We start from the raw sequence: 23,749 nt of genomic DNA, 5'->3' as shown, positions 1-23,749 counted from the left end.
CTCATCCCACCTTCCGCGCCGGGTGTTTCTCGGCGCCCTGGCCACGGCCTCTGCCGGAGTCGCGCTGGCCACCACCGCCGCACCCCGGCACGCGCGGCCCGCGTCATCGCGAGACCGCAGACGGATTCACCGAACGCGTCGCCGGACGGAGCCACCATTCCGTCGGCGACCTCCCTGACCGACAACGCGGGCTCCGTCTGGACCGTCTCGAACGGCGTGGTCTACCGCGACGGGGCCACCGTCGGCGACACCTTCGCGGTCACCCTCCTGCTCTGGTACGGCGGCATGATCTATCACTCGGGGACGGGCGGCCAGTTCTACGTCTGCGCCAACTCGCAGTGGCTGAAGGTGACCGACCCGCGGATCCCGCTCTCGGCTCCTGCCGGCCTCCTCTACGGGGCGAACGGCCACCACGACACACCGCAGTCGCCGGCTCTCGTCGTCTCGCTGCTCACCGGTCTCGGCCTCTCGAGCTACCGGGTCAACTGCACCGAGGACCCCACGAGCCTCACGAAGGTCGTGGCCCTTGCCGAGGCGATGCAGGGAACCGGGATCACCCTGTTCCCGGTCATCGACAAGGGGCTGCAGGACGCCGACGGCACCCTCTTCGCAACCGAGGACGCCGCGTACGCCAGCGGATACACCACGGGTGCGGGAGTCGCTGCGGCGCTGACCCCGTACGGTGTGACGATGATCGAGTGCGGCAACGAGCTCACCCGCAATCCCGCGATCATCCTGCCGGGCGAGACGGCCGACGCCGGCACCAAGGCGGCCGACTTCGACAACCAGAACTGGCCGCTGATGCGCGGTCTCCTCCGCGGCATGATCGACGGCGTGAAGTCGGTCCAGGCGACCGCGAAGGTCGGCGTCAACTTCTGCAAGTCCGACATCGGCGCCTCGGACGCGCTCTGGGACGGCTTCCAGCCGGACGGGTCAGGCGGGTACCCGCTCGTGCGCTGGGACATCACGACCTGGCACAACTACGAAGGCGACGGCGACATCTTCGCGATCGGAACCGACGGCGCCGGGCCCTCGTTCAACCTCCCGATCTACTGCAAGGCGCGCTACGGCACCCCGTTCATGATGACCGAGTGGAACTCCGACCCGAACCAGCCGCTGAGCCACCGCGCCTCGTACATCCCGAGCCAGCTCGCCGAGTTCCGCGCCCACCGAACCACGGAGGCCTTCCAGGCCTCGATGATCTACGAGCTCGACGGAGGGACCGAGTGGGGCCTGGTCGACGACGCGGGCACACCCGTCCAGCCGCCGTACCAGGCCTTCCACGACTACGTGGCCGCGAACCCCGATTCGTGATCCCGCGGTCGCGCAGAGCACGTCAGAGGTACTTGACCGCGCTGAGGATGATGCCTCCGATCGCGACGAGCCAGACGTAGGGCAGCACCCTGACCATGACCTGCTGCGGCTTGACTCCGGAGTACTGCGCGGCCCAGACGGTCTGCGTACTGGTCGGGTCGCCGACTCCGAAGACCTGGTTGTACGAGGTCATGAGCCCGAGGACGGCCATCGGAGAGTAGAACCCGATCGCGGTCATGGCGCCCGCGATCCCGGCTCCGAGGCCGAAGATGTTGAGCGGCCCGCGGTAGAGACAGAGAGGAACCAGGATCGAGAAGACGATCACGTAGAGCCAGATGTTGGTCGGTGCGACCGCTTCGACGATCGGCTTGAGGGCTCCGACCGCACCGGGCAGTGCCACCGCCGAGAGCAGCATCCCGATGGCGATGAAGAGCACGATCGGCGGAGCGGCTACCTGGAAGCCGTCGTAGAGCGACCGCAGCAGTCGCGTCGCCCAGAGCCGCGGCCTCGTCGTCGTGACGAGCGCGAACAGCACGCCGGCGAGAAGCGACGGGATGATCGGCACCTGGACGACGAGCGCGAGGACGATCGGCACCAGCGGCGTGAGCAGGGCGAACCAGGGCGCGTCCCCGAGGCGCTGACGCCTCGACTGCTTCCGCTTCTCCGACATCGCCGCCATCGACCACTGGTGCACGGTTCCCCGCCGACGCGACTCGATGAGGACGTAGGCGACCGCGGCGACGGCCGCGAAGGGGAACAGCAGGATCATGAACGACCGCACCTGCGGGATGGACAGGTTGAGCGTGGTGGAGAAGAACTGCCAGACCGGCAGCTCGAACGGGACGCCCGCGCCGATCCCCATCAGGATGGTGCCCGCTGCGGTGACCTTCGGAACGCCCACGGCGATCATGGCCGGGATGCCGATCACACCGGCGAGCAGGGCCGCCGGGGCGGAGCCGGTGACGGCGCCGCAGAGCGCCGAGATGACCAGGACGCCCAGGGCGACGACGACCGGTCGATCGCCGGCGAACTCCACCGTCTTGCGCACGAGGGTGTTCGCGATGGCGGTCTCGCGCATCAGGGAGCCGAGCCACGATCCCAGCAGGATCGCGATCATGGTCGAGGCGAGTTTGATCGCGCCGTCCTGCAGCACCGTGCTGAGCACGCTGTTGGTCGCGCCCATCAAGGGCGCGCCGGATACGAGGGCGATGGCGACCGCGATCAGCACGAGGGCGAAGGCGGTCGGGATCTTGCCGGTGAGGATCAGGACGACCCCCACCGCCATGATGACGATGATGGCGATACCCATGGTCAGTTCTCCTTAGGAATGAAGGGCTCGGCGTCGTTGCCGAGGGCGGGGCCGTCGAGGGCGGCCATGGCCGCCGCGGTGATGAGAAGGGGCGAGCGGGCGAGGCCGAGGAGGCCTGGGCGAAGGCGTGCGCGGCGAGTTCGTCGGCGCCCGCGACGTAGGCGAGGCGCCGGAGGCGTCCCAGCCGGAAGACCTCGTGGCCGATCGCCTCCCTGAGGGCGAGGGCGCGATCCCGCCCGATGATCTCGTGTGCGCGCTCGTGGGCGATCGCGGCGGCGCGGATCGACCCGGCCGCGAACAGATCGCGCCAGTCGAGGTCGTCGACCAGCCGCTCGCAGAAGTCCACGCTGTCGGTGAAGAGCTCGACGACGTGGCTCTTCGAGCTGTAGCGGGCGATCACGGCGTTGCCGTCCTCGAGGCCGCCCTCCCGCTCGACGACCGCGACGTGGTCGTCGGCGAGCGGTCGGGAGCGAGCGAGGTCCGCCCCGAACGCCTGCGCTCGCCGACTCCACTCGGTCAGCTGCTCGTCGGTGCGGGACTCGTTCGTCGGGACGCCCCGCAGGAGGCGCACGCCGAGGGCGACGTCGGCAATGCGAGCGAGCTCGCGGAGCCGGTCGCGCTCGACGCGCTCCAGCGTGCTCATGCTCGGGTCTCCAGGACGGCGACGAGGGATTCGTCCCGGTCCCGGCCCTCGACCTCGGTGCGGGCGAGCGAGATCAGCTGCGACTCGTCGAGCACGCCGGACAGATCGGCGATGCGCGGTCCGACGATCAACTGCAGCGCGGGCGCGCGCGAGCCTCCGTCGCCGTACGACGTGGTCTCACCGATGAGGCGCGGCAGGAAATCGCCGCCGGTGCCGACGGTCGCCTGCTCGACGCGGGCGTCCTGCGACACGAAGCGGACCACCCCGTCCCGGTCGACGACCCGGACCGCCTGTCGCGCCGGCCGCAGGAGGCGCCGTCGCTCGGTCGTCCCGAAGACCACGTGGCTGTCGGTCGAGGCGAGCACCTCGACGAGCGAGCGGTCGACCGAGAGACTCGTGGCCGCCACCCCCAGGAGTTCCTCGTCCGTGACGCGGTGCGTGCGATCCTGCGTGCGCAGTTCCGTGGCCCCCGTCGCGATCGCCCGGACCGTGTTCGACTGCGGGTCCACGGTGACGTCGACCGAGACGTCGGCGGCCGACGCCCCCTGCGCGATGACGGCCTGTTCGGCCTCGCGCCGCACGGCCAGGATCTGCTCGTCGGTCGCGCCGGGGATGACCCTCTCGACCTGCTCGCGGATCAGGGCGAGGGCGACGCCGATCGGGCTGATGACCTCGCTGTGCTCCGCGATCCGCCAGTCGTGCTTCGACTGGCCCCCACGAACGGTGTGACGGAGGCCGCACCCCCGCCTCCCCCGATCAGCACGGCCGATTCGTCGGGCAGGCGGTAGTCGTCGATCATCTTCTCGACCACGGCGAGCACGGGGCCCGCGCCGGCTGCGAGCACCTGCCTCGCGGCGGTCTCGACGTCGACCCCGATCGCGTCGGCGAGGGGCTGGAGGGCGAGGCGGGACGTGGCCGGATCAGCACGCGCGTAGTCGGTCTCGGGCACGAGCCCGAGCGCGTTCGCGGCGCAGGTCATGGTGACGGCGAACCGTCCGCCTGCGGCCTCGATGGCGACGTAGTCGGCAGGATCCCCCTCGAGCGGAGCCACCTGGACCAGGCGTGCGCCGCCGAGCTGGCCCGGCTCGGCGTAGCACGCGTAGGGCAGCCCGGCGATGTGGGCGCTGCGCGGCCCGACGTGTGTCACCGCTCGCGAGCCGTCGAGTCGAACCCGGACCATCGATCCCCTCCGACGCCGACGGTCCGAACGTCGAGCGCGGACAGGAACGTCGAGCTGCCGCCGAAATCGGTGTATTTGACGGCGACCTTGCCGCGCCGAATGACCGAGATGTCGGTCGAGGTCCCGCCGGTCTCGAGGAAGATCCCGTCGCTCACCTTCTCTTGCATGAGCGCACCGGCCACTCCGGCGGCAGGGCCGGACAGCACGGTCAGGAGCGGGCGACGGCGCATCTCGTCGAGGGACATCACGCCGCCGTCGCAGCGCATCACCATGAGCGGGGCGGTGATCCCGGCCGCATCGATGCTGGACTGCACGAGGTCCGCCGTCGCGAACATCTTCGGCAGGATCACGGCGTTGAGAACGGCCGTCCTGGTCCGCTTGCTGAGGCCGTAGAGCGAGGTGATGTCGTGCGTCGACGTCACGAGGAACCCGCGGCGTCTCGCCGCGGCCGCGACCGCGTCCTCGCCGAGGGCGTCGTCGACCGAGAAGGGCTCGGTGACCACCACGGAGGCGATTCCGGAGGCGGCGAAGCGATCGAGGATGCCTTCGATCGCAGGGCCGTCGTCGGCTTCCCGGAGGTGCTCGAACACGATCGGGAGTTTCTTGCCCTCCGTGATCTCGATCTTGCCGAGCGAGCGGAGCCGCTTGACGAAGCTGCCGGACAGCCCGGTGCCGATTCCGATCAGCCCGACCGGGGCGACGTCGCCCTCGAGCAGGGCGTTGGTCGCCTGCGTCGTGCCGTGCGCGAGGAAGACGACGTCTTCCGCGCTCCTGCCGACGGATGCCAGGAGATCGTGCAGGGCGATGACGATCCCGTGGGCGACGCCGTCCGGGTGGTCGTGGCTGGTCGGCACCTTGGTCTGACCGATCAACCGAAGGGTGCCGGCGTCGATGGCGACGGCATCGGTGAAGGTGCCGCCGACGTCGATGCCGATCCTCAGAGCGTTGGGTTTCACTGCGTTGTGACCTCTCTCGAAGCGGGTCGCGCGCGGGTCGCGCGCGACGGGTGTGTCAGTAGCCGCGGACCTCGGGCCAGCGGCGTTCGATGCCGTTCCGGTCGAGGACGGCGGCGAAACGGGCGAACTCGGCCGGATCGGCCTGGACGTCGCGCGGCTCCAGCTCGGTGTCGAGGCAGTGCGCGGCGATCTCCCCCGCGACCTCGCCGACGTTCCACTCCACGGGGTGGAGCCGGTAGCAGCCGTTGCTGATGTGCGTCGTCCCGAGGTTCTTCCCGGCCGGCAGGAGGTTCGTCACCCGCCGCGGGATCAGCGCCCCGAGCGGGATCTCGAACGGAACGCTCGGGACGTCGACGTAGTTGTCGCCTCCGGTGGACGGGTGGAGGTCGAGCCGGTAGCTTCCGACACCGACCGAGTCGGCGTAGCGAGTGCGACCGCCGACGCCCAGCAGGTCGGCCGAGACGTCCCGCTCCGTGATCGTCGTGACGGCCTTGATCCTGCGCGCCTCCCGGATGTACGGAGCCTTGGCCAGGCCGTCGGCCGAGCCGGTGACGTCGGCTCGGAGTCGCAGGCCCGGGAAACCTGCGCCGCCGTCTGCGCGCGGCGCTTCGGTCTGCAGCCAGTAGAGGACCGAGAGCGAGAGCTGCTTGGCCTCGTGGAGCGCCCGCTCCGCCGTCGCCTGCCCGGCGCCGATCAGCGGCTGGAGCCAGTAGTCGTTCAGCGGCCAGTTGATCAGGCAGATGTCGGAGTCGAACGCGCCGTCGGCGAAGAGCCTGCGGGCCAGGATCCGGCGGAACCCCCACAGCTCTTTGTCACCGGCGTCGGCACTCTGGTCGGCGCTGACGGCGAGAGGGTCGACCTCGGGGTTCGGCTCGAAGCTGCGCGTGCCCGCCTCGAGGGTCCGCGGATCCGGCGCCAGGAAGCCGATCAGCGGAGCCGGCCAGAACGGCGGCGTGTACGAACGCCAGAAGTCGTAGAGCTCCGGTTTCTCGATCGTGTGGTCCTCGCCCTCGTGGTGCGAGACGGCGAAGCAGAAGGTGATGCCCTGCTGGTTCAGCGGCTGCGCCTCGGCGGGAGCGTGCGGCTCGTCGAACTCGGATCGCGCCTCCGCGCCGATCACGCTCTCGACACCGCCGAGTTCGAGCAGGATCCCCGTCTCGGTCGCGTCGAGGACGTACTGGCCGGTCAGGATCGTCTCGCGTCCGTCGTGCCCCGCCACGGTGACCCCGGTGCACCGATCGCCGTCCATCGAGACGGCGACCGGCCGCCGATCGTAGAGGACGGTCAGGAGCCCTGCGGCGCGGTACGGCTGGAGCAGTTCGTCGATGACGGCGACGGCGACGCGCGGCTCGTGGCAGAGCTTGCTGACGCGTCCCGCGCCCGGGTTGAGGTCGGGCAGTCGCGCCGCCTCGGGGCGCAGCGGGTAGGTGCGGCGGTAGTAGGCACGGATCCCGTCGCGGAGAGCGCGGTAGCTGGCGGTGACGCCGAAGCGTTCGACCCACGGGTGCTCGTCGGGCGGCACCGCCTGCGAGGTCAGCTGGCCGCCGAGCCAGTCGGTCTCCTCGGTCAGGACGGCGTGGCGGCCGGCGCGGCAGACGGCGAGCGCCGCGGCGACTCCCCGAGACCGCCGCCGACGATGACGACGTCGGTGGTGAGGGACGTGGTGGTGCTGGGCATGCGGGTACTCCTCGAGAAGCGGGTGGAAAAGGTCACAGGGCTCGGGGCCGGGAGAGGGTGGAGCCGCCCACGATCGACGACTCCAGCAGTTGCTGGCGGGGAAGCGGCGCGGCGCCGCGGCTGCCGTTCATGACTTCGTCCAGCAGAGCCACCGCCCGCGAGCCGAGCGCGGTCCGGGGCGCGCTGAGGCGGGTGAAGTCGACGGCGCGCTCACGGGGTCTGCTGTGCTCACCGAGGACGACGAGCGAGAGGTCGTCCGGCACGGTCACACCGTCCCGCACCGCGAAGTCGTGGATCTTCTGCGCGTCGAGCGGGTCCTCGACGAAGAGGACGGTCGCTCCCGATTCGCGGACTCGGCGCCAGGCGCCGTCGAGGCCCGCCTCGGGGGCGAGAAGCTCGGTGAGCGCGCCGTGTCCGGCAAGGCCCCGAAGCAGCCCCTCTCGCCGATCGGTCGTCGACTCGGCCGTGAGGCTGAGGTGGAGGGAGGCGAAGCGGGTGTGGCCGGCTTCGACGGCCAGGGTCGCGAGAGCCTGAGCCGCCGACACGTAGTCGACACCGACGTAGGGCACGCGGCCCGCGGCGGCGTCGCGACGACCGATCGCGACGAAGGGGTAGCCGCTGTCGACCAGGCGCGCGAGGTCGTCCGCGTCCATCTCGCGGCCGAGCAGGAGGCAGCCGTCGGCGAGGCGCAGGCGGCTCGACTCGTGGAAGAGGTGCCGGCGGCCGTCGAGGACCGGAGTGCTGGTGAACATGAGGAGATCGGCGCCGAGGTGCTCGGCCGCGCTCTCGACCCCGGTCAGCAGCGGCGTGTAGAAGTCGGTGGAGTCGTTCGGGAAGGCGTGCTCGTAGGTGAAGACGCCGATGAGGTTGTTGCTGACCCCGGCGAGGCTTCGCGCGACCGGGTTCGCGACGTAGGTCGTCTCGCGGATCACCTCGAGCACGCGGTCTCGTGTCTCGGCCGGGATCCGCCGGGTGGCGTCGGCTTTGCCGTTCAGCACGAGCGAGACCGTCGACTGGCTCACTCCGGCCATGTCGGCGATCATCCGCTGTGTCACGCGGGGTGCCCTCGTGTTCGTCATCCGTCGCTCTCGTCGTCGAGTGGTAATGCGTATGACCGTAGCCACTTGAAAGTGCGCATACGTATGAGCAGCCAAAATTCTTTGAAATCCTCTTTTTTGCCAACCCAGATTTGCCAATTCAGATTTGCAAGCATAGGTTTCCTTCCATGAGTCACGACGAAGAAGCGCGATCGACGGCCGCCGCCGTGCACGTCGCGATCAGCCTGTTCACGAGACGCGCGCGCGAGAGCAAATCGGCCGAGCTGAGCCTTCCCGAGCGCACGGCCCTGTCCCGACTCGACCGGAACGGACCGGACACCACCGCCGGCCTTGCCCGCTGGGAGGAGATCAGCCCGCAGGCCATGGGAGTGACCGTCTCGGCCCTCGAGTCGAAGGGGCTTCTGGCACGGTCTCCCGACCCGCAGGACGGGCGCCGGGCGATCCTGACCATCACGCCGGAGGGCGTCGAGGTCGTCCGCGCGAGCCGTGGCCGGTTGACGGATCGACTCGCCTCCACTCTCGACGAGCACTTCAGCTCCGACGAGATGGAGCTCATCCGCACCGCGGCACCGGTCATCGAACGACTGGCCGAACTGCTGTGACGACGTCGATCACGGGGAAACCCTTCTCGTGGCGTTTCACGACCCCGCTGTTCATCGGTTCCGTCCTCAACCCGATCAACAGCTCCCTCATCGCGACGGCGCTCATCCCCATCGCCGCAGGAATCCACGTCGGTGTCGGGCAGACCGCGATCCTGGTCTCGGCCCTCTACGTCGCGACCGCGATCGCGCAGCCGACGGCGGGCAAGGCCGCCGAGGTGTTCGGGCCACGGCGCGTGTTCGTCACGGGAATCCTGCTCGTCCTCCTCGGCGGGCTCCTCGGCGGCTTCGCACCGAACCTGACGGTTCTCCTCGTCAGCCGAGTGCTCATCGGGCTGGGCACCTCGTGCGCCTATCCGACGGCGATGCTCCTGATTCGCCGGCGAGCGCAGGCCGCCGGGCTGGACCGACCGCCAGGAGGTGTGCTGGGCGGCCTGCAGATCGCGGGCATCGCCACCGCTTCGCTCGGCCTGCCGATCGGTGGCGTGCTCGTGCAGTTCCTCGGCTGGCGCGCCGTCTTCTTCATCAACGTGCCGGTGGCCGTCCTCGCCCTCGTCGCGGCCCTGCTCTGGATCCCGCGCGACGTGCCGATCGAGCGTCGCAGCCCTCGCGCGGTGGTCTCCTCGCTCGACGTGACCGGCATCATCGGCTTCGCTCTGGCGATGACCTCGCTGCTGTTCTTCCTGTCGTCACTGCCCACCGTCAACGGGACCTTCCTCGCGGCGACCGTCGTGCTCTGGGTCGCCGAGGTGCTCTGGGAGCTCCGGGCGAAGACCCCGTTCCTCGACATCCGGCTCCTCGCCGACAACCTCGCTCTGACCCGCACCTACCTCCGCTTCGCCATCGTGTTGTTCTGCGCGTACGTCGTGCTCTACGGCATCACCCAGTGGCTCGAAGCCTCGCGGGGCCTCTCGGAGGGGACGGCCGGCCTCCTCATCCTTCCGATGACCGTCGTCTCCGGCATCGTCACCATTCCCATCGCGCGCCGCAACCTCATCCGCAGCCCGCTGCTGATCGCGGCCGTGGCCTGCATCGCGGCGGGCGTCGGCGTCCTGTTCCTCCACACCGACGCCTGGCTGGTGATCACCCTGATCATCACGGTCGTCCTCGGCATCTCCCAGGGTGCGGGCGGCAGCGGCAACACGACCGCGCTCTACACGCAGGCTCCGCCCGAGCAGCTCGCGACCGCGTCCGGGCTCCTGCGGTCGTTCGGCTACATCGGCTCGATCGCCTCGTCGGCCATCATCGGCATCGTCTTCCGCGACAGCGCCAGCGACGCCGGCGTCACCAGCATCGGCTGGATCATGCTGGGCGTCAGCGTCGTGCTGCTGCTCATCACCTTCTTCGACCGCACGCTGAAGCGCTCGGCCTCGGCCTGACGCCGAGTCCCCTCGGCGAGACCGGGACGGTCGCGGAGATCGCCGACGCGCTGGCCGGATCGCGTCGACCTGCGGGCGCGAGCGTCGCGATCTGGGTAGTTTCGAGCGTGCGCACCGCTCGCGCGTCCCCGAACCGGTGAGGCCCCATGAGAATCCACAACGCCTACCGGCTCGGCCTGTTCGGCGGCCTCGGCGCCCTGACCGCCATCGCGATCGGAGCGGCGCTCGGCCAGCTGTCCACCGTCGTCACCTACATCGGGATCGCGCTCTTCCTCGCCCTCGGGCTCGACCCGCTCGTCGTCTGGCTCGAGCGCCGCAGGCTGAACCGCCCGATCGCGGTCACGATCGTCACCCTCGTCGTCCTCCTGGCCGTCGCGGGCATCGTCCTGGCCATCGTGCCGACGATCATCGACCAGACCAGCACGCTCATCGCGAACCTGACCCACTACGTGCAGAGCACCACGTCGCAGAAGATCATCGACAACATCCAGTCGCTCGTCCCGAAGTCGGCGTTCAACGTGCAGAGCGCCATCGACGGGGCCGTTTCGTTCGTGACCGACCCGAAGAACCTCGCCTCGATCGGCGGCGGGCTCCTGGCCGTCGGCGTCGCGATCGGCAACGGCGTCGCCGGAACGATCGTCGTCCTGATCCTGACCCTCTACTTCATGGCGTCGCTCCGCAGCATGAAACGCGGGCTCTACTCCCTGGTTCCCGCATCGAGCCGGAAGGAGTTCCAGCGCCTCTCCGAGGAGATCAGCCAGTCGGTCGGCAGATACGTCCTCGGTCAGGTGGCTCTCGCGCTCCTGAACGGCGTCCTGAGCTTCATCGTCCTGACGCTGACCGGGTCGCAGCTCCCGGCGTTCTTCGCCTTCCTGGCGTTCCTCGGCGCGCTGATCCCCCTGGTGGGAACGGTGTCGGCGGCGGTCGTCATCGTCCTCGCGGAGGTCCTTCTTGTGCCAGGTCACCCGGTCACGTGGATCGTCCTCGCCATCTGGTACCTGGTCTATATGCAGCTGGAGGCATACCTCCTCGCCCCGCGGGTGATGCGGCGGGCGGTCAAGGTGCCCGGCGCCCTCGTCGTGATCGCGGCCCTGGTCGGCGGAACGCTGCTGGGTGTCCTCGGCGCGCTCATCGCGGTGCCCATCGCGGCGGCGATCCTGCTCATCGTGCGAGAAGTGGTGATCCCGAGGCAGGAGCTCAGGTGAGCGAGAGCAGGATCCCTACCAGCTCGTTCGGCACGGTGATCATGCAGTCGTGCCCGCTCCGCAGCTCGTGGACGACGGCAGGGTCACCGTTCGGCTGAGCCGGGACGGGCCGCCGCACGATACCGGCGGGCACGTTGTCGACGCACTGGATGTAGCTTCGGGCGACTCCCTCGAGGGCCGGGTTGTCCAGCCGGGCCGGCTGCTGATAGCAGAGCACCGACTCGTCACCGAGTGTCGTCCGGAGCCAGGCGAGGTCCTCCGGGTCGGTGACCCCGAACAGACCGGCCGGCGCAGGCGACTCGGGCAGGGGCGGGATCCGCCACGGCTCGTCCGACGCGGAGGCGGCCTCGATCATCAGACTCGTCACGGGCAGGACGTCCGCGGCGGTCTCGCCGTCGTCCGGCACCATGGCGTCGAGGTAGACGAGATTCGCGATCCGCTCGGGAACCTCGTTGGCCACGGTGGAGACGACCATCCCGGCGTAGCTGTGTCCGACGAGGACGACGTCCGTGAGGTCCTCGGCGAGGATCACGTCGAGGACGTCCCCGACGTGGGTCTCCAACCCGACCTCGGGCCCGAGCAGCGCCGACTTCGCGCCGTGGCCGGTGAGGTCGGGGGTGAATACCCGGTGCCCGGAAGCTTCGAGGAGGGGCACGACGCGCTTCCACGCGGAGCTGTCGTGCCACGCGCCGTGGACGAGGACGAAGGGGGACGGGGATGTCGCGGGCATGGCGGCGTTCCTTTCGGGGTCGGGACTCCGACGCTACGGAGCCGATAGGAACCGATCGGTACCTCTCGGCGCGGTTAGCCTGAGGGCATGACGCTGACCGCGGGAACCGTGTTCCTTGCCGACTGCCCCTCGCGACTCGCGATCGAGGTCATCTCCGACAAGTGGGCCGTCGTCGTGCTCTTCGGGCTCGGCGAGGGCCCCCGTCGCCACGGTGAACTCGTCGACCTGATCGGCGGGATCTCGCGCAAGGTGCTCACGCAGACGCTTCGACACCTGCAGTCCTACGGGCTCGTCGAGCGCCGCGCCTTCGCGGAGGCTCCGCCGCGCGTCGAGTACAGCCTCACCGACCTCGGCCGCACGCTCGAAGAGCCGATCGCGATCCTGACCGAGTGGGCGCGGCAGCACGGCGAGGCCCTCCTCGACTTCAAGGAGTCGTCCGAGGAGGGCTCGTGGGCGGTCGCAGGTCGCTAGCGACCGCGGCGCGCAGCCGCCTACCGAGCGGCGACGGGCACGGCCGAACGCGCGACGATCTCGCGGATCCGGTCGGCCGCGTCGCCGGACAGACTCGGCACCGGGGCGGACATGCGGTTGGAACCGATGATGCCGAGCTCGACCAGCGCGGTCTTGAACGCGCCGAGGCCGGCAGCCTCACCGCCGACGCCCTGCGCCTGGAACACGATCTCGAACAGCTCGTTCAGCTCCTCCTGGAGCCGGCGTGCGGTCGCCCAGTCGTCGGCGCGGGCTGCCGCGACCAGGTCGACGTAGCGGCGCGGGTCGACGTTCCCGAGGCCGGGGACCACGCCGTCGGCTCCGGCCAGGAGGGCCCCGTCGACGACGACCTCGTGGCCGGTGAAGAGCACCAGCGGCTTTCCCGCCGCACGGTTCTGCGCCACGAGGCGGCGGAACGACACGTCGTCGCCGCTGGAGTCCTTGACCCCGGCGATGACCCCGTCGAGGCCGAGGCGCACGAGCAGCTCGGGTGAGAGCTTGCGATGCACTCGCACGGGCACGTCGTACGCGTAGATCGGGAGCGGCGTCGAAGCGGCGAGCAGACGGAAGTGCTCCTCGATCTCGCGGTCGCTGGGCAACACGTAGAAGGGTGCCGTGGCGACGAGAGCGTCGACGCCGGCGCGCTCGGCGAGGCGGATCTGCTCGATGACGCGCGCCGTCGACATGTCGTTCACCCCGGCGAGCACCGGAACACGACCCGCCGACACCCGAACGGTCTCGCGCAGGATCACCTCGCGGTCGGCGTCCGAGAGGAACGCGACTTCGCCCGAGGAGCCGAGGACGAACAGGCCGCTCACGCCGCCCGCCACGAGGTGCTCGACCACGTCCTCGAGGGCTGCGAGGTCGAGGGCTCCGTCGGACGTGCGCGGAGTGACGAGGGGCGGAATGACCCCGCCGGTGGGGAGAGGGACGGACATGGTGCTCCTTAGTTCGTGTGATGGGAGAGAAGGGTCGGCGCGGCGCCGAGCAGGGTGCGCGTGTACTCCTGGGAGGGAGAGTCGAAGACCTGCTCCGCCGCTCCCTCCTCGACGATCCGGCCCGCGTTCATGACGAGGATCCGGTCCGAGACGTAGCGCACCGTCTGGATGTCGTGCGAGATGAAGACCATCCCCAGGTCGAGCCGCTCCTTGAGGTCGGTGAGGAGGTTGAGGATCTGAGCCCGCACCGAGACGTCGAGCGCGCTGGTCGGCTCGTCGGCGACGATCAGCTCCGGCTCCAGAGCCAGCGCCCGCGCGATGGCGACCCGCTGGCGCTGACCGCCGGAGACCTGCCTCGGCAGCACGTCGGCCGCCGACGCGGGGAGGCCGACGAGGTCGAGGAGTTCGACGACGCGGGCCCGACGCTGTGCCCGGGTTCCGACGCCGTGGACGTCGAGTGGATCCAGGAGCGTGTCGCGAATGGTCATCCGCGGGTTCAGGGCGGTCGCGGGATCCTGGAACACGATCGAGACCGCGCGTCCGGAACGCTTGGCCACGGCCCGAGAGCGTCGACGGATGTCGTCGCCCTTGAACGTGACCGTGCCGGAGGTGGGCTCCTGGAGCCCCACCATCACTCGCGCCAGCGTCGACTTGCCGCAGCCGGACTCGCCGACGATCCCGATCGTCTCGCCGCGGCGGACGGCCACGCTGACGCCGGCGACGGCGTGCACGCGGTCCCGGCGGAACAGCGTGCCGGTCCGGGCCGTGTGGACGACGTGGATGTCGTCGAGGCGCAGGATCTCCTCGGTCGTGTTCATCGGGCATCCTCCAGGGCGAGGGGCGGCGTCGCGTCGGCTGCGTCGTGCAGGGCCACGTAGTGGTCGGTGCCGGGCAGGCGCCGGAAGGCGGGTCGTTCCGCCCGCCGCGCGGCCCCGGACTGCGAGCGCGCGGCGAAGCGGTCGCCGGTGGCGAAGTCGCGGGGCGACGGCACCGTGCCGGGGATCTGGTGGAGCCGCTCCGAGCCGTCCTCGATGGACAGCACGGAGCCCAGCAGACCGCGCGTGTACTCGTGCCGCGGGTCGGTCAGGAGCTCGCCGGTCGGAGCGGACTCCACCACCTGGCCGGCGTACATCACCGTGATCCGGTGCGAGAGCTCGGCGACGAGGGCCAGGTCGTGGCTGACGAAGACCATGGCGAACCCGAGCTTGTCGCGCAGGTCGTTGAGCAGGGCGATGACCTGCGCCTGGACGGTGACGTCCAGCGCGGTGGTCGGCTCGTCGGCGACGACCAGTTGCGGGTCGCGCGTCAGGGCCATGGCGATCAGGACGCGCTGCCGCTGTCCCCCGAGAGCTCATGCGGGTAGCTGGAGAGCACTCGCGCCGGATCGAGTCCGACCAGGTGGAGGAGCTCCTCGGCTGTCCGCGTCCCGCCCCGCCGCAGGAGCTGCGCGAGCTGTGAGCGGATGAGCATGGACGGGTTCAAGGAGCTGAGGGCGTCCTGGTAGACCATCGACATGTCGTGACCGAGCAGCTTCTGCCGCTCCTTCCAGGGCATCGCCTGGAGGTCACGACCGCCGAACCGGATCGATCCGGTCACGACGGCGGATCTCGGCAGCAGGCCCATGATCGCGAGGCTCGTGATGCTCTTCCCGCACCCGGACTCGCCGACCAGCGCCATGGTCTCGCCCGGTCGGACCGAGAAGCTGACGTCGTCCACCAGGGCCACGTCGCCGTGTTGATCGGGGAAGCGGATGCTGAGGTGCTCGACCTCGAGCAGGGGTGCCGCGGTGGCGTCCGCGAGGACCAGGCGGTCGTGGCGAGCGTTCTCGGCCACGCGCAGGCGCTCGAGGTGCTGGTCGAGTCCCTTCGCGGCCTCGGCGAGCGCCGCCGGAACGACCTCCTCCTCCGCGCGCTTCACGGCGCGGGTCGCGGAAGCGGGCGCCGTCGACACCATGGCGTCGGTGAGCCCTTCGGCCAGGATGTTGAGCGCGAGGACGGTGAGCAGGATCAGCACGCCGGGGAAGAAGGTCGCCCACCAGCTGCCGCTCAGCAGGAGGTCGCGCCCGGACGAGATGACGTTTCCCCAGGAGGGCGCAGGATCCTGCACTCCCGCCCCGATGAACGACAGGCTCGCCTCGAAGACGATCGCGTCCGCGACCAGGACCGTCACGAACACCATGACGGGTGCGGCGCAGTTCCTGGCGACGTGCCGCGCGAGGACGTAGCTCATGCGCGCGCCCAGCACCCGCTCCGCCGAGACGTAGTCCTCGCCGATCTGCGAGAGGACGTTGGCCCGGACGACGCGAGCGATCTGAGGGACGTAGAGGAACGCGATCGTGGCGATGAGCACCGGCAGCGACTTGCCGAAGACCGCCACGAAGACGACGGCCAGGGCGATGCCGGGGAACGACATGACGATGTCGAGGAGGCGCATGACCGTCTCGCTGATCGCACGCGGCGCCGTGGCGGTGATGGCGCCGACGACGCTGCCGACGAGCAGGGCGAGCACCGTCGCCCCCAGGCCGATGGCGAGCGAGTACCGGGCTCCGTAGACGAGTCGCGAGAACTCGTCGCGACCGACGCGGTCGGTGCCGAACAGGTGCGCCGAGGAAGGCGCCTGCGCCGGGATGCCCGACGCGAGCGGGTCGTAGGGGGCGATGACCGGGGCGGCCAGGGCTGCCACCACGATGACGAGGAAGAAGCCGAGGGCCACCTTGGAGCCGAGGGGAAGGGCGCCGAGGCGACGGCCGGGTGCCGCGAGTCGTGCGGTGAGGGAACGACGCATCGTCTAGACCGTCCGGATTCTGGGGTTGATGAGCAGGTAGAGCAGGTCGACGGCGATGTTGACCAGCACGAAGGCGAGGGCGATGGTGAGCGTGACGCCCTGGACGAGGTTGGTGTCGTTGTTGGTCACGCCGTTCAGGATGAGCTTCCCCATGCCGGGCAGGTCGAAGATGACCTCGATCACGACGGCTCCTCCCAGCAGGTAGCCGACGCGCAGCCCCAGCACCGTGACGGGTGTGATGAGGGCGTTCCTCAGCACGTTGCGTCCGATCACCACGGAGCGCGGCACGCCGCTGCCGATGGCGGTTCGCACGTAGTCGCGATCCAGCTCTTCGACCATGGCCGATCGGATGACCCGGGTGAGCGACGCGGCCACGGGCAGCCCGAGAGCGATCGCGGGAAGCAGCATGGTCCGCAGCCAGCCGGAGAGCGAGGTGCCCGGGTTGACGTAACCGCCGGTCGGGAACCACGCGACGTCCAGGGCGAAGTTCTGGATGAGCAGGATCGCGAGCCAGAACGACGGGATCGCGATGCCGGCGATCGACACGATGCGGATGAGCTGGTCGGGCCAGCGGTCGCGGTAAAGCGCACCGGTCACGCCGAGGGCGAGGCTGACGACGACGGCGATGACGAGGCCCAGGAAGGTGAGCTGCAGCGTGAGCGGGAACGCGGTCGCGATGAGCCCGATGACCGGGTTCGACGGCGGCACGGTCGACCCGAGGCTGCCGTGGAACAGGCCGCCGAGGAACCGCAGGTACTGCAGGAACACCGGCTGGTCGAGGCCGTGCGACGCCCGGTACAGGGCGCGTGCCGCCTGGGAGGAGCTCTCGCCGAGCGCGTTGATGGCGGGGTCGCCCGGAGCGAGCTGCATCACGAAGAAGACCAGGGCCGTGATTCCCAGGACCAGGATCGGCAGGACGGCGAGGCGCCGCCCTGCCAGGCGGAGGAATGCGACCACGGCTACGCCAGTCGGGCCGTGTCGAGGAAGGACAGGCCGGTGAACGACACCGGCTTGAAGTTCTTCAGCGAGTCCGACTTCCACGCGGTCGGCAGCTTGCGGTGGACCAGCGGGTAGATCGGCACGTTCTCGGAGATGAGGTCGAAGGCCTGGCCCCAGAGCTTCTTCCGCGTGGACTCGCTCGTCGTGGCGAGAGCGTCGTCGAGAAGACCGGTGAGCGTGCCGAACTCGGGGAATTCGCCCAGCGGAAACGGCCGGCGGGCCAGACCGTCGCCGCGCCGTACCACCAGCGCAGCAGGAGGTCGGCGTCGTTGCCGAACACCGACGGGTCGCCCGGGGCGACCATCACGGTGTATTTCCCGGCGTCGACGGTCTTGTACTGGGTGCCCGATTCTGCGCTGTCGATGGTCGCGGTGACACCGATCGCGGCGAGATCCTGCTTGATCAGCGGAAGGGTGTCCAGCACCCAGTCGGTGTTCGTCGCGAGCAGGGTGATCTTCAGGTCGCCGACGCCGGCGGCCTTGAGGAGCTTCTTGGCCTTGGCGACGTCGTGCGTGTACACGGTCGACGCGCGCTGGTATGAGGGGTGCTGCTTCTGCAGGTAGCTGGTCGCCGGCGCGGCTTGGCCGAGCAGGCCGGTGTCGACGAGTTTCGTGTAGTCGACCGCGTAGAGGAACGCCTGCCGCACGCGCTTGTCGTCGAAGGGCGCCTGGGAGCAGTTGAACATCATGAACAGCTGGCCGAACGATTGCACCGACTGCACCGTGGCGTTCTTGGCCAGGGTCGTGACGTCGACGTAGGGCACGGCCTCGATGGCCTGGACGCGTCCCGAGCGAACCGCGGTGACCCGAGCGGCGGCATCGGACAGCAGGTTCCAGGTCATCGCGGCGGCCAGCGCCGGACGGGGGCCGGTGTAGCCGTCGAAGCGGACGAAGGTGATCTTGTCGTCGGCGGTCGCGCTGGTGATCTTGTAGGGGCCGGTTCCGGTCGGGAGCGCGTCGAACGCGCTCGGATCGGCCGTGACGACCTTCTTCGGCACGATCTTGACGACCGAGAGGCGCTGGAGCGCCAGCGGCGTCGGCTCCTTCAGGGCGATCTCGACGGTGGTCGAGTCGACCTTCGTGACGGAGGCGACGAAGGGGATGAAGGTCAGGTACAGGGAGGCGTTGGCAGGATCGAGGACGCGCTGGAACGAGAAGACCACGTCGTCTGCGGTGACGGTGCTGCCGTCGTGGAACACGGCGCCGTCACGCAGAGTGGCCCGGATCGTCTTCCCGTCGACGGTCGGCAGGGTCTTCGCGAGCGCCGGGTAGACCTTGCGAGTCACCGGGTCGAGCTCGACGAGCCCTTCCAGGATGTGCCAGTTGGCGGCCACGGTCACGGCACCGGTCGTCGTCATCGGGTCGAAGCCGGTCGACAGCGGATACGCGATCCCGGCCTGGATGGTGCCGTTCTTGTCGATCTTGCCGTTCGACGATCCGGCGGTGGAACCGATCGTGGACGCCGGACCGCTGCACGCGGCCAGAGCCGTGACGATGCCCACGGCGCCTGCCGCCTGCAAGAAACCGCGACGGCTAGTCTTCTTCTGAAGTGCCTCTTCGAACATGGAATGCCTTCCTGGAGATCGGACGTCAGACGTCCTACGTGGTAACGTGAAGGTAGTACAACAGTCGGCGGAAGGTCAACGGGGAATGTCAATGAACGCTTTGCCGGTCGAGGGAGTTTTCACTTCCGAAACATCCCGGAAACGAAGTTCGGTCACCGACCAGATCAAAGACTTCATCCTCGCGAGACGCCTGCGGTCGGGCGATCTCATGCCCACCGAGGCCGAGATCTGCGCCGAGCTCGGCGTCGGTCGCTCGAGCGTCCGCGAGGCGATCCGCACCCTCGCGGCCCTCGACATCGTCGAAGTGCGGCACGGCCACGGCACCTACGTCGGGCAGTTGTCGCTCGCGCCGCTCGTCGAAGGGCTCGTCTTCCGTGGAGTCCTGCGCCCCGCCGACGACTTCACCGCCCTGCGCGAGGTCGTCGAGGTTCGCGAAGCGCTCGACCTCGCCATGGCCGACCAGATCGTGGCAGCCCTCACCGGCGGTTCCGACCCCGAACTGGCGCGCCTGGTCGAGCGGATGAACGCGAAGGCGATCACGCGAGAGCCCTTCGCGGAAGAAGACCTGGCGTTCCACACCCGGCTCCTCGGATTCCTCGACAACGCCCTCGTCGGGCAGCTCGTCACGGCCCTCTGGGAGGTCAACACCGTCGTCTACCCGAAGCTCGGCCTCGCGCCGGCCGAAGACATCGACGAGACCGCTCGCGCCCACGGCGCGATGCTCGAGGCCGCTCAGGCCGGCGATCTCGAGGCCTACCGGGAGGCCGTGGTGACGCACTACCTGCCCCTCCGCCGCTCGATCGACAAGGCCGCAGCCGAAGCGGTCGGCTGAGCCGATCCTGCTCGCGGGGCCTTGACGCCTCGATCGGGAGGCCTCTAGGGTTCTGTCCACATCAGACGTCTGATGTCAGACAAAATCTCGGAAGGACCACAGATGTTCCGTTTCCGCCCCACCATTCCCGTCGCCGCGGCGGCTCTCCTCGCCGCTGCGGTCGCACTGAGCCCCGCAGCGACCCCCGGGCCGGCTCAGGCCGCCACCTCCGACTCTCCCGGCACCTTCACGCAGCAGAACCTCACGCCGGCGCTGGTGGCGCCCTTCGCCGCCTACCGGATCCCGGCGCTCGCCTCGCTCGGCGGTACCACCGTGATCGCCGCCTGGGACGGACGCCCGACGAGCGCGGCCGACGCCCCGAACCCCAACTCGATCGTCGTCCGCCGGAGCACCGACAACGGCACCACCTGGTCGACGCAGACCACAGCCCTCGCCGGCAATCAGGACACGGCGGGCAACGGTGCCGCCAAGACCGGCTACAGCGATCCGAGCTTCGTCTACGACGCCGTTGCGGGCAAGCTGTTCCTGTTCTCGGTCTTCTCGAAAGACCAGGGCTTCGCCGGCAGCGCGTTCGGCAACAGCGACGCCGACCGGAACGTCATCAGCGCGCAGGTCTCCGAGTCGGACGACAAGGGCGTCACGTGGAAAGCACCGCGGCTGATCACCAGCGTGGTGAAGCCGGGCACCAGCGCCTCGAACCCGCGAACCGGCGACGTCCAGGGGATGTTCGCCTCCTCTGGCGAAGGCATCCAGCTCGGCTTCGGAGCCCACGCGGGACGACTCGTCCAGCAGTTCGCCGGCAACGTCCGACAGGCGGACGGGACGAACGCCATCCAGGCCTACAGCGTCTACTCCGACGACCACGGCGCCACCTGGCAGCGGGGCGCCTTCGTCGGCACCGGGATGGACGAGAACAAGACCGTCGAGCTCTCGGACGGCCGCGTCCTGCTCAACTCCCGCAACCACTCGGGCGGCGACCGCAAGATCGCGATCTCGACCGACGGCGGTGCCAGCTACGGCGCGGTCACCGACGACACAGACCTGCCCGACCCCGGCAACAACGGCTCGATCACCCGGCTGTTCCCGAGCGCCTCGGCCGGTTCCGCCGATGCGGCGAAGCTCCTCTTCACGAACGCCGACAGCACGTCGTCGCGGGTCAACGTCTCCGCTCGCGTGTCGTGCGACGACGGCGCGACCTGGGTCTCCGTCCGTCCCATCGCTCCCGGCTCCTCCGCCTACTCGACCGCGACGCGCCTGGCGAACGGCCAGATCGGCGTCCTCTACGAGTCCGGTTCCACCACGGCGATCCAGTTCGCCCGGTTCGACGACGCGTGGCTCGACGACACCTGCCCCACCGCCACGAGCGCCGTCTCGTCGATCGACGGCGTCCACATCAGCGGCGCGAGGAACGACATCTCGCGCAACCCGGCGACGCAGCCCTACGCCGCCGGGGAGCAGGTGGGCTACACCTTCACCGTCACGAACACGTCGTCGAGCACCGTCACCGTGGCGCCGACCTCCGGCGATTTCGCTCCCCTGGTCCCCGCGGGCGCGGAAACTGCCGCTACACGAACCTTCCGGCCGGAGCGTCCTACACGTGTTCGACGCCGAAGCACACGGTCACCGCTGCCGAGGTGAGCGCGGGATCCTTCACGCCCGACACCACCTGGCGGGTCACGGCGGCGTCGACCTCGACGGCGCGCGTGCTCGGCACCCCGGTCGCCCTCCGCTGACGGGCGTTCGCGCCCCCGTCCTCCGATCCGGAGGCACGGGGGCTCGAGCGGCGGGTCAGCCGGCGACCTGCCAGGACGGCCGGTTGTCGGCCGTGTATCGGTAGTAGTCGCCGAGTGTCAGGCGGGACGCCGCGGCCTCGTCGATGATCACGGTGGCGTGCGGGTGGAGCTGCAGAGCGGACCCCGGGACCATGCTCGTGATCGGGCCTTCGACGAGGGCCGCGATCGCCCGCGCCTTCGACTCGCCGGTCGCGACCAGGACGAGATGCCGCGCCTCCAGGATCGTTCCGAGCCCCTGGGTGAGGCAGTGCACCGGCACCTGGGCCGGATCGTCGAAGAAGCGCGCGTTGGCCGCTCTCGTCGACGGCGCGAGGGTCTTGACCCGGGTGCGCGAGGCGAACGACGACGTCGGCTCGTTGAACCCGATGTGGCCGTTCTCGCCGACCCCGAGGATCTGCAGGTCGATACCGCCCGCCGCAGCGATCGCCGCGTCGTAGGAGGCGGCGGCCGCGCCGAGATCCGCCGCTCGGCCGTCCGGCACGTGGACCCGCGACGGGTCCAGTCCGAGGGCGAGACCACGTCGCGGTCGATCACCGCGGCGTACGACTCGGGGTGCTCCAGCGGGATGCCCACGTACTCGTCCAAGGCGAAGGCGGCGACGCCCGAGAGGTCGAGCCCGTCGGCGACGCGCTCGGCGAGTGCCGCGTAGAGGCCCTGCGGCGACGAACCGGTCGCCAGGCCGAGAACGGCGGCGGGTGCGCGCTCGACGAGCCGTGCGACGTACGCCGCCGCCTGACGGCCGACGGCCTGCGCGTCCGGCTGGATGAGGATCTCCATCAGCGCTCACCGTCCGCTCCGACGGCGGCGGCGAACCAGCCGGTGATCGTCGTCGGGTGGGTGATGGCCGTCCCGACGACGACGGCGAAGGCCCCCGCGTCCCGGCAGGCCGTCGCCTGAGGCGGCGTGTGGATGCGTCCCTCGGCGAAGACGGGAATCGTCAGGCGCCCGGCGGCCGCGGCGAGCACCTCGAGATCCGGGCCATCGGTCTTCGGCCGTTCTGCGGTGTAGCCGCACAGCGTCGTGCTCACGCAATCGGCGCCGGCATCCTCCGCCGCGAGAGCGTCGTCCAGCGACCCGACGTCGGCCATGACGAGCACACCGGTCTCCTCGCGCAGACGCCGGATCGTCTCGGCGAGACTCAGCCCGTCCGGTCGGGTGCGTCGCGTCCCGTCGAGCGCCACGACCTCGGCCCCGGCACGCGCCACCGCGACGGCGTGCACGAGAGTGGGCGTGATGAAGACCTCGCCGTCGCCGTCCTTCCAGAGTCCGATCTGGGGAAGGGCGACCCGAGCGTGGATCGAGCGGATGTCGTCCAGCCCTTGGGCGCGGATCCCGACGGCACCGCCCCGGACGGCGGCTTCGGCGATCTGGGTCAGGGTCTCGGGGTGCCGCATGGGCTCGCCCGGATAGGCCTGGCAGGAGACGACGAGGCCCCCTCGGAGGGCCTCGAGAACGGTGCTGGTCATGAAGTCGCTTTCGTCAGGGGGTGGTCGCGGGAGAACGCCTCGGCCGCGCCGACGATGGCGGAGTCGGCACCGAGGCGAGCGGGGACGAGAGGGCAGGATCGCAGGAGGGGCAGCATCTCGCCTCGCGCCGCCGAGTCGACGGCCGACCACCACCTCTCGCCGCTGTCGGCGAGTCCACCGGCGAGCACGACGACATCGGGGTCGACCTCGTTGACGAGACCGCCGATCAGCACGCCGAGCGCTCTCGCGGCCCGATCGACGGCTGTCGCCGCTCGAGCGTCGCCGGCCGCGGCGAGCGCGAAGACCTCGCGGGTGTCCGCGGCGAGACCACCTGACTCGGTGTAGAGGTCGTGGACGGCGGGACCCGAGGCGATCGCCTCGACGTGCCCCGCTCCTCCGCACGGGCAGGGCCGGCCGACGGCGGCCGGAGAGGCGATGTGGCCGAAGTGCCCGGCAGCGCCGCGCCGCCCGCTCACGAGCCGGCCGTCGACGACGAGGGCGCCGCCGACTCCGGTCCCGGCGGCGACGGTCAGGACGCTCGAGTGACCTCGGCCGGCCCCGCGAACCGCCTCGCCGAGGGCGTGCGCCTGGACGTCGTTGAGGGCCGTGACCCGCAGATCGAGGCGGCGCTCGAGTTCGGCTCGGAGCGGCGTGCCTTCCCAGCCCGGCAACGAGTCGGTGGCCGAGACGACGGCTCCCGTCGCGGGGTCGACGACGCCGGCAGCGCCGATGCCGCAGCCGGTCGGAGCGGGGCTCCTCCGCGTCGAGGACGGCGCGGGCGAGTCCCACCACGGCGTCGAGGACGGCGGCCGCACCGGACGCTGCAGGCGTCGC

General features: G+C 70.1%; 20 protein-coding genes and 2 pseudogenes. 7 read left to right on the top strand and 15 right to left on the bottom strand.

Features of this window, described 5'->3' with window-relative positions; genetic code table 11:
- The first annotated feature begins 216 nt into the window (after positions 1-216).
- Positions 217-1,314: a hypothetical protein gene (locus QUE79_RS07935; RefSeq protein WP_286346193.1), complete on the top strand. Its 1,098-nt coding sequence runs from the start codon at positions 217-219 to the stop codon at positions 1,312-1,314.
- A gap of 22 nt (positions 1,315-1,336) precedes the next feature.
- Here QUE79_RS07935 and QUE79_RS07930 read toward each other — a convergent pair whose 3' ends face one another.
- The 6 genes from QUE79_RS07930 to QUE79_RS07905 all read right to left on the bottom strand — a co-directional run bounded on the left by QUE79_RS07930 (position 1,337) and on the right by QUE79_RS07905 (position 8,158).
- Complete coding sequence (locus tag QUE79_RS07930) at positions 1,337-2,623, bottom strand: hypothetical protein (RefSeq protein ID WP_286346192.1); 1,287 nt, start codon at positions 2,621-2,623, stop codon at positions 1,337-1,339.
- A 639-nt stretch (positions 2,624-3,262) separates the two neighbouring features.
- The gene (locus QUE79_RS07925; protein WP_286346191.1) at positions 3,263-3,847 is read right to left on the bottom strand and encodes a hypothetical protein; all 585 of its coding nucleotides are present in this window, start codon (positions 3,845-3,847) and stop codon (positions 3,263-3,265) included.
- Between the two features lie 56 nt (positions 3,848-3,903).
- On the bottom strand, positions 3,904-4,413 hold the full coding sequence (locus QUE79_RS07920; protein WP_286346190.1) for a hydantoinase/oxoprolinase family protein: 510 nt from the start codon (positions 4,411-4,413) through the stop codon (positions 3,904-3,906).
- Entirely contained in the window at positions 4,410-5,402 is a 993-nt protein-coding gene (locus QUE79_RS07915) for a hydantoinase/oxoprolinase family protein (protein ID WP_286346189.1), read from the bottom strand. The genes QUE79_RS07920 and QUE79_RS07915 overlap by 4 nt, the downstream gene beginning before the upstream one ends.
- 55 nt (positions 5,403-5,457) lie before the next feature.
- Positions 5,458-6,972, bottom strand: coding sequence for an FAD-dependent oxidoreductase (locus QUE79_RS07910; protein ID WP_286346666.1), 1,515 nt, complete (start codon positions 6,970-6,972; stop codon positions 5,458-5,460).
- A 139-nt stretch (positions 6,973-7,111) separates the two neighbouring features.
- The gene (locus QUE79_RS07905) at positions 7,112-8,158 is read right to left on the bottom strand and encodes a LacI family DNA-binding transcriptional regulator (protein WP_286346188.1); all 1,047 of its coding nucleotides are present in this window, start codon (positions 8,156-8,158) and stop codon (positions 7,112-7,114) included.
- Between the two features lie 146 nt (positions 8,159-8,304).
- On the opposite strand from QUE79_RS07905, the gene QUE79_RS07900 reads away from it, so the two are divergent.
- The 3 genes from QUE79_RS07900 (at position 8,305) to QUE79_RS07890 (ending at position 11,320) form a co-directional block, all read left to right on the top strand.
- Positions 8,305-8,739, top strand: a complete 435-nt coding sequence (locus QUE79_RS07900) for a MarR family winged helix-turn-helix transcriptional regulator (RefSeq protein WP_286346187.1) — start codon at positions 8,305-8,307, stop codon at positions 8,737-8,739.
- Positions 8,736-10,115 carry an MFS transporter gene (locus QUE79_RS07895; RefSeq protein WP_286346186.1) on the top strand — a complete coding sequence of 460 codons (1,380 nt, stop codon included), beginning with the start codon at positions 8,736-8,738 and terminating at the stop codon, positions 10,113-10,115. Before QUE79_RS07900 ends, QUE79_RS07895 begins: the two co-directional genes overlap by 4 nt.
- Before the next feature lie 146 nt (positions 10,116-10,261).
- Positions 10,262-11,320 (top strand): AI-2E family transporter, encoded by a 1,059-nt coding sequence (locus tag QUE79_RS07890; RefSeq protein ID WP_286346185.1) that lies wholly within the window; start codon positions 10,262-10,264, stop codon positions 11,318-11,320.
- On the opposite strand, the gene QUE79_RS07885 is transcribed toward QUE79_RS07890, so the two are convergent.
- On the bottom strand, positions 11,313-12,050 hold the full coding sequence (locus tag QUE79_RS07885) for an alpha/beta hydrolase (protein WP_286346184.1): 738 nt from the start codon (positions 12,048-12,050) through the stop codon (positions 11,313-11,315). The genes QUE79_RS07890 and QUE79_RS07885 overlap by 8 nt on opposite strands.
- Positions 12,051-12,137: 87 nt before the next feature.
- Here QUE79_RS07885 and QUE79_RS07880 point away from each other — a divergent pair, with 87 nt between their 5' ends.
- Positions 12,138-12,521 carry a winged helix-turn-helix transcriptional regulator gene (locus tag QUE79_RS07880; RefSeq protein WP_286346183.1) on the top strand — a complete coding sequence of 128 codons (384 nt, stop codon included), beginning with the start codon at positions 12,138-12,140 and terminating at the stop codon, positions 12,519-12,521.
- A 20-nt stretch (positions 12,522-12,541) separates the two neighbouring features.
- Here QUE79_RS07880 and QUE79_RS07875 read toward each other — a convergent pair whose 3' ends face one another.
- The 5 genes and pseudogenes from QUE79_RS07875 to QUE79_RS07855 all read right to left on the bottom strand — a co-directional run bounded on the left by QUE79_RS07875 (position 12,542) and on the right by QUE79_RS07855 (position 18,824).
- On the bottom strand, positions 12,542-13,477 hold the full coding sequence (locus QUE79_RS07875; RefSeq protein WP_286346182.1) for a dihydrodipicolinate synthase family protein: 936 nt from the start codon (positions 13,475-13,477) through the stop codon (positions 12,542-12,544).
- Positions 13,478-13,485: 8 nt separating this feature from the next.
- Positions 13,486-14,295 (bottom strand): ATP-binding cassette domain-containing protein, encoded by an 810-nt coding sequence (locus QUE79_RS07870; protein WP_286346181.1) that lies wholly within the window; start codon positions 14,293-14,295, stop codon positions 13,486-13,488.
- A pseudogene (locus tag QUE79_RS07865) lies at positions 14,292-16,261 on the bottom strand (dipeptide/oligopeptide/nickel ABC transporter permease/ATP-binding protein). The gene QUE79_RS07870 and the pseudogene QUE79_RS07865 overlap by 4 nt, the downstream one beginning before the upstream one ends.
- Positions 16,262-16,264: 3 nt before the next feature.
- The gene (locus tag QUE79_RS07860) at positions 16,265-17,218 is read right to left on the bottom strand and encodes an ABC transporter permease (protein ID WP_286346180.1); all 954 of its coding nucleotides are present in this window, start codon (positions 17,216-17,218) and stop codon (positions 16,265-16,267) included.
- A 64-nt stretch (positions 17,219-17,282) separates the two neighbouring features.
- Positions 17,283-18,824 carry an ABC transporter substrate-binding protein gene (locus QUE79_RS07855; RefSeq protein WP_350271664.1) on the bottom strand — a complete coding sequence of 514 codons (1,542 nt, stop codon included), beginning with the start codon at positions 18,822-18,824 and terminating at the stop codon, positions 17,283-17,285.
- A gap of 85 nt (positions 18,825-18,909) precedes the next feature.
- Here QUE79_RS07855 and QUE79_RS07850 point away from each other — a divergent pair, with 85 nt between their 5' ends.
- Positions 18,910-19,656 carry a FadR/GntR family transcriptional regulator gene (locus QUE79_RS07850; RefSeq protein WP_350271663.1) on the top strand — a complete coding sequence of 249 codons (747 nt, stop codon included), beginning with the start codon at positions 18,910-18,912 and terminating at the stop codon, positions 19,654-19,656.
- Between the two features lie 102 nt (positions 19,657-19,758).
- Entirely contained in the window at positions 19,759-21,294 is a 1,536-nt protein-coding gene (locus QUE79_RS07845) for a sialidase family protein (RefSeq protein ID WP_350271662.1), read from the top strand.
- A gap of 150 nt (positions 21,295-21,444) precedes the next feature.
- Here the strand turns inward: QUE79_RS07845 and nagB are convergent.
- The 3 genes and pseudogenes from nagB to QUE79_RS07830 form a co-directional block, all read right to left on the bottom strand.
- Positions 21,445-22,226: pseudogene (nagB, locus tag QUE79_RS07840) on the bottom strand (glucosamine-6-phosphate deaminase).
- Positions 22,226-22,915, bottom strand: coding sequence for an N-acetylmannosamine-6-phosphate 2-epimerase (locus tag QUE79_RS07835; protein ID WP_286346179.1), 690 nt, complete (start codon positions 22,913-22,915; stop codon positions 22,226-22,228). Before QUE79_RS07835 ends, nagB begins: the two are co-directional and overlap by 1 nt.
- Positions 22,912-23,730, bottom strand: a complete 819-nt coding sequence (locus QUE79_RS07830) for an ROK family protein (protein WP_286346178.1) — start codon at positions 23,728-23,730, stop codon at positions 22,912-22,914. The genes QUE79_RS07835 and QUE79_RS07830 overlap by 4 nt, the downstream gene beginning before the upstream one ends.
- Positions 23,731-23,749: the final 19 nt, after the last annotated feature.

This window comes from Frondihabitans sucicola (genome assembly GCF_030296615.1).
Classification (GTDB): Bacteria; Actinomycetota; Actinomycetes; order Actinomycetales; family Microbacteriaceae; genus Frondihabitans; species Frondihabitans sucicola.
The sequence above is the reverse complement of the archived record's forward strand: the minus strand, read 5'-3'. Positions and strand labels throughout refer to the sequence as shown.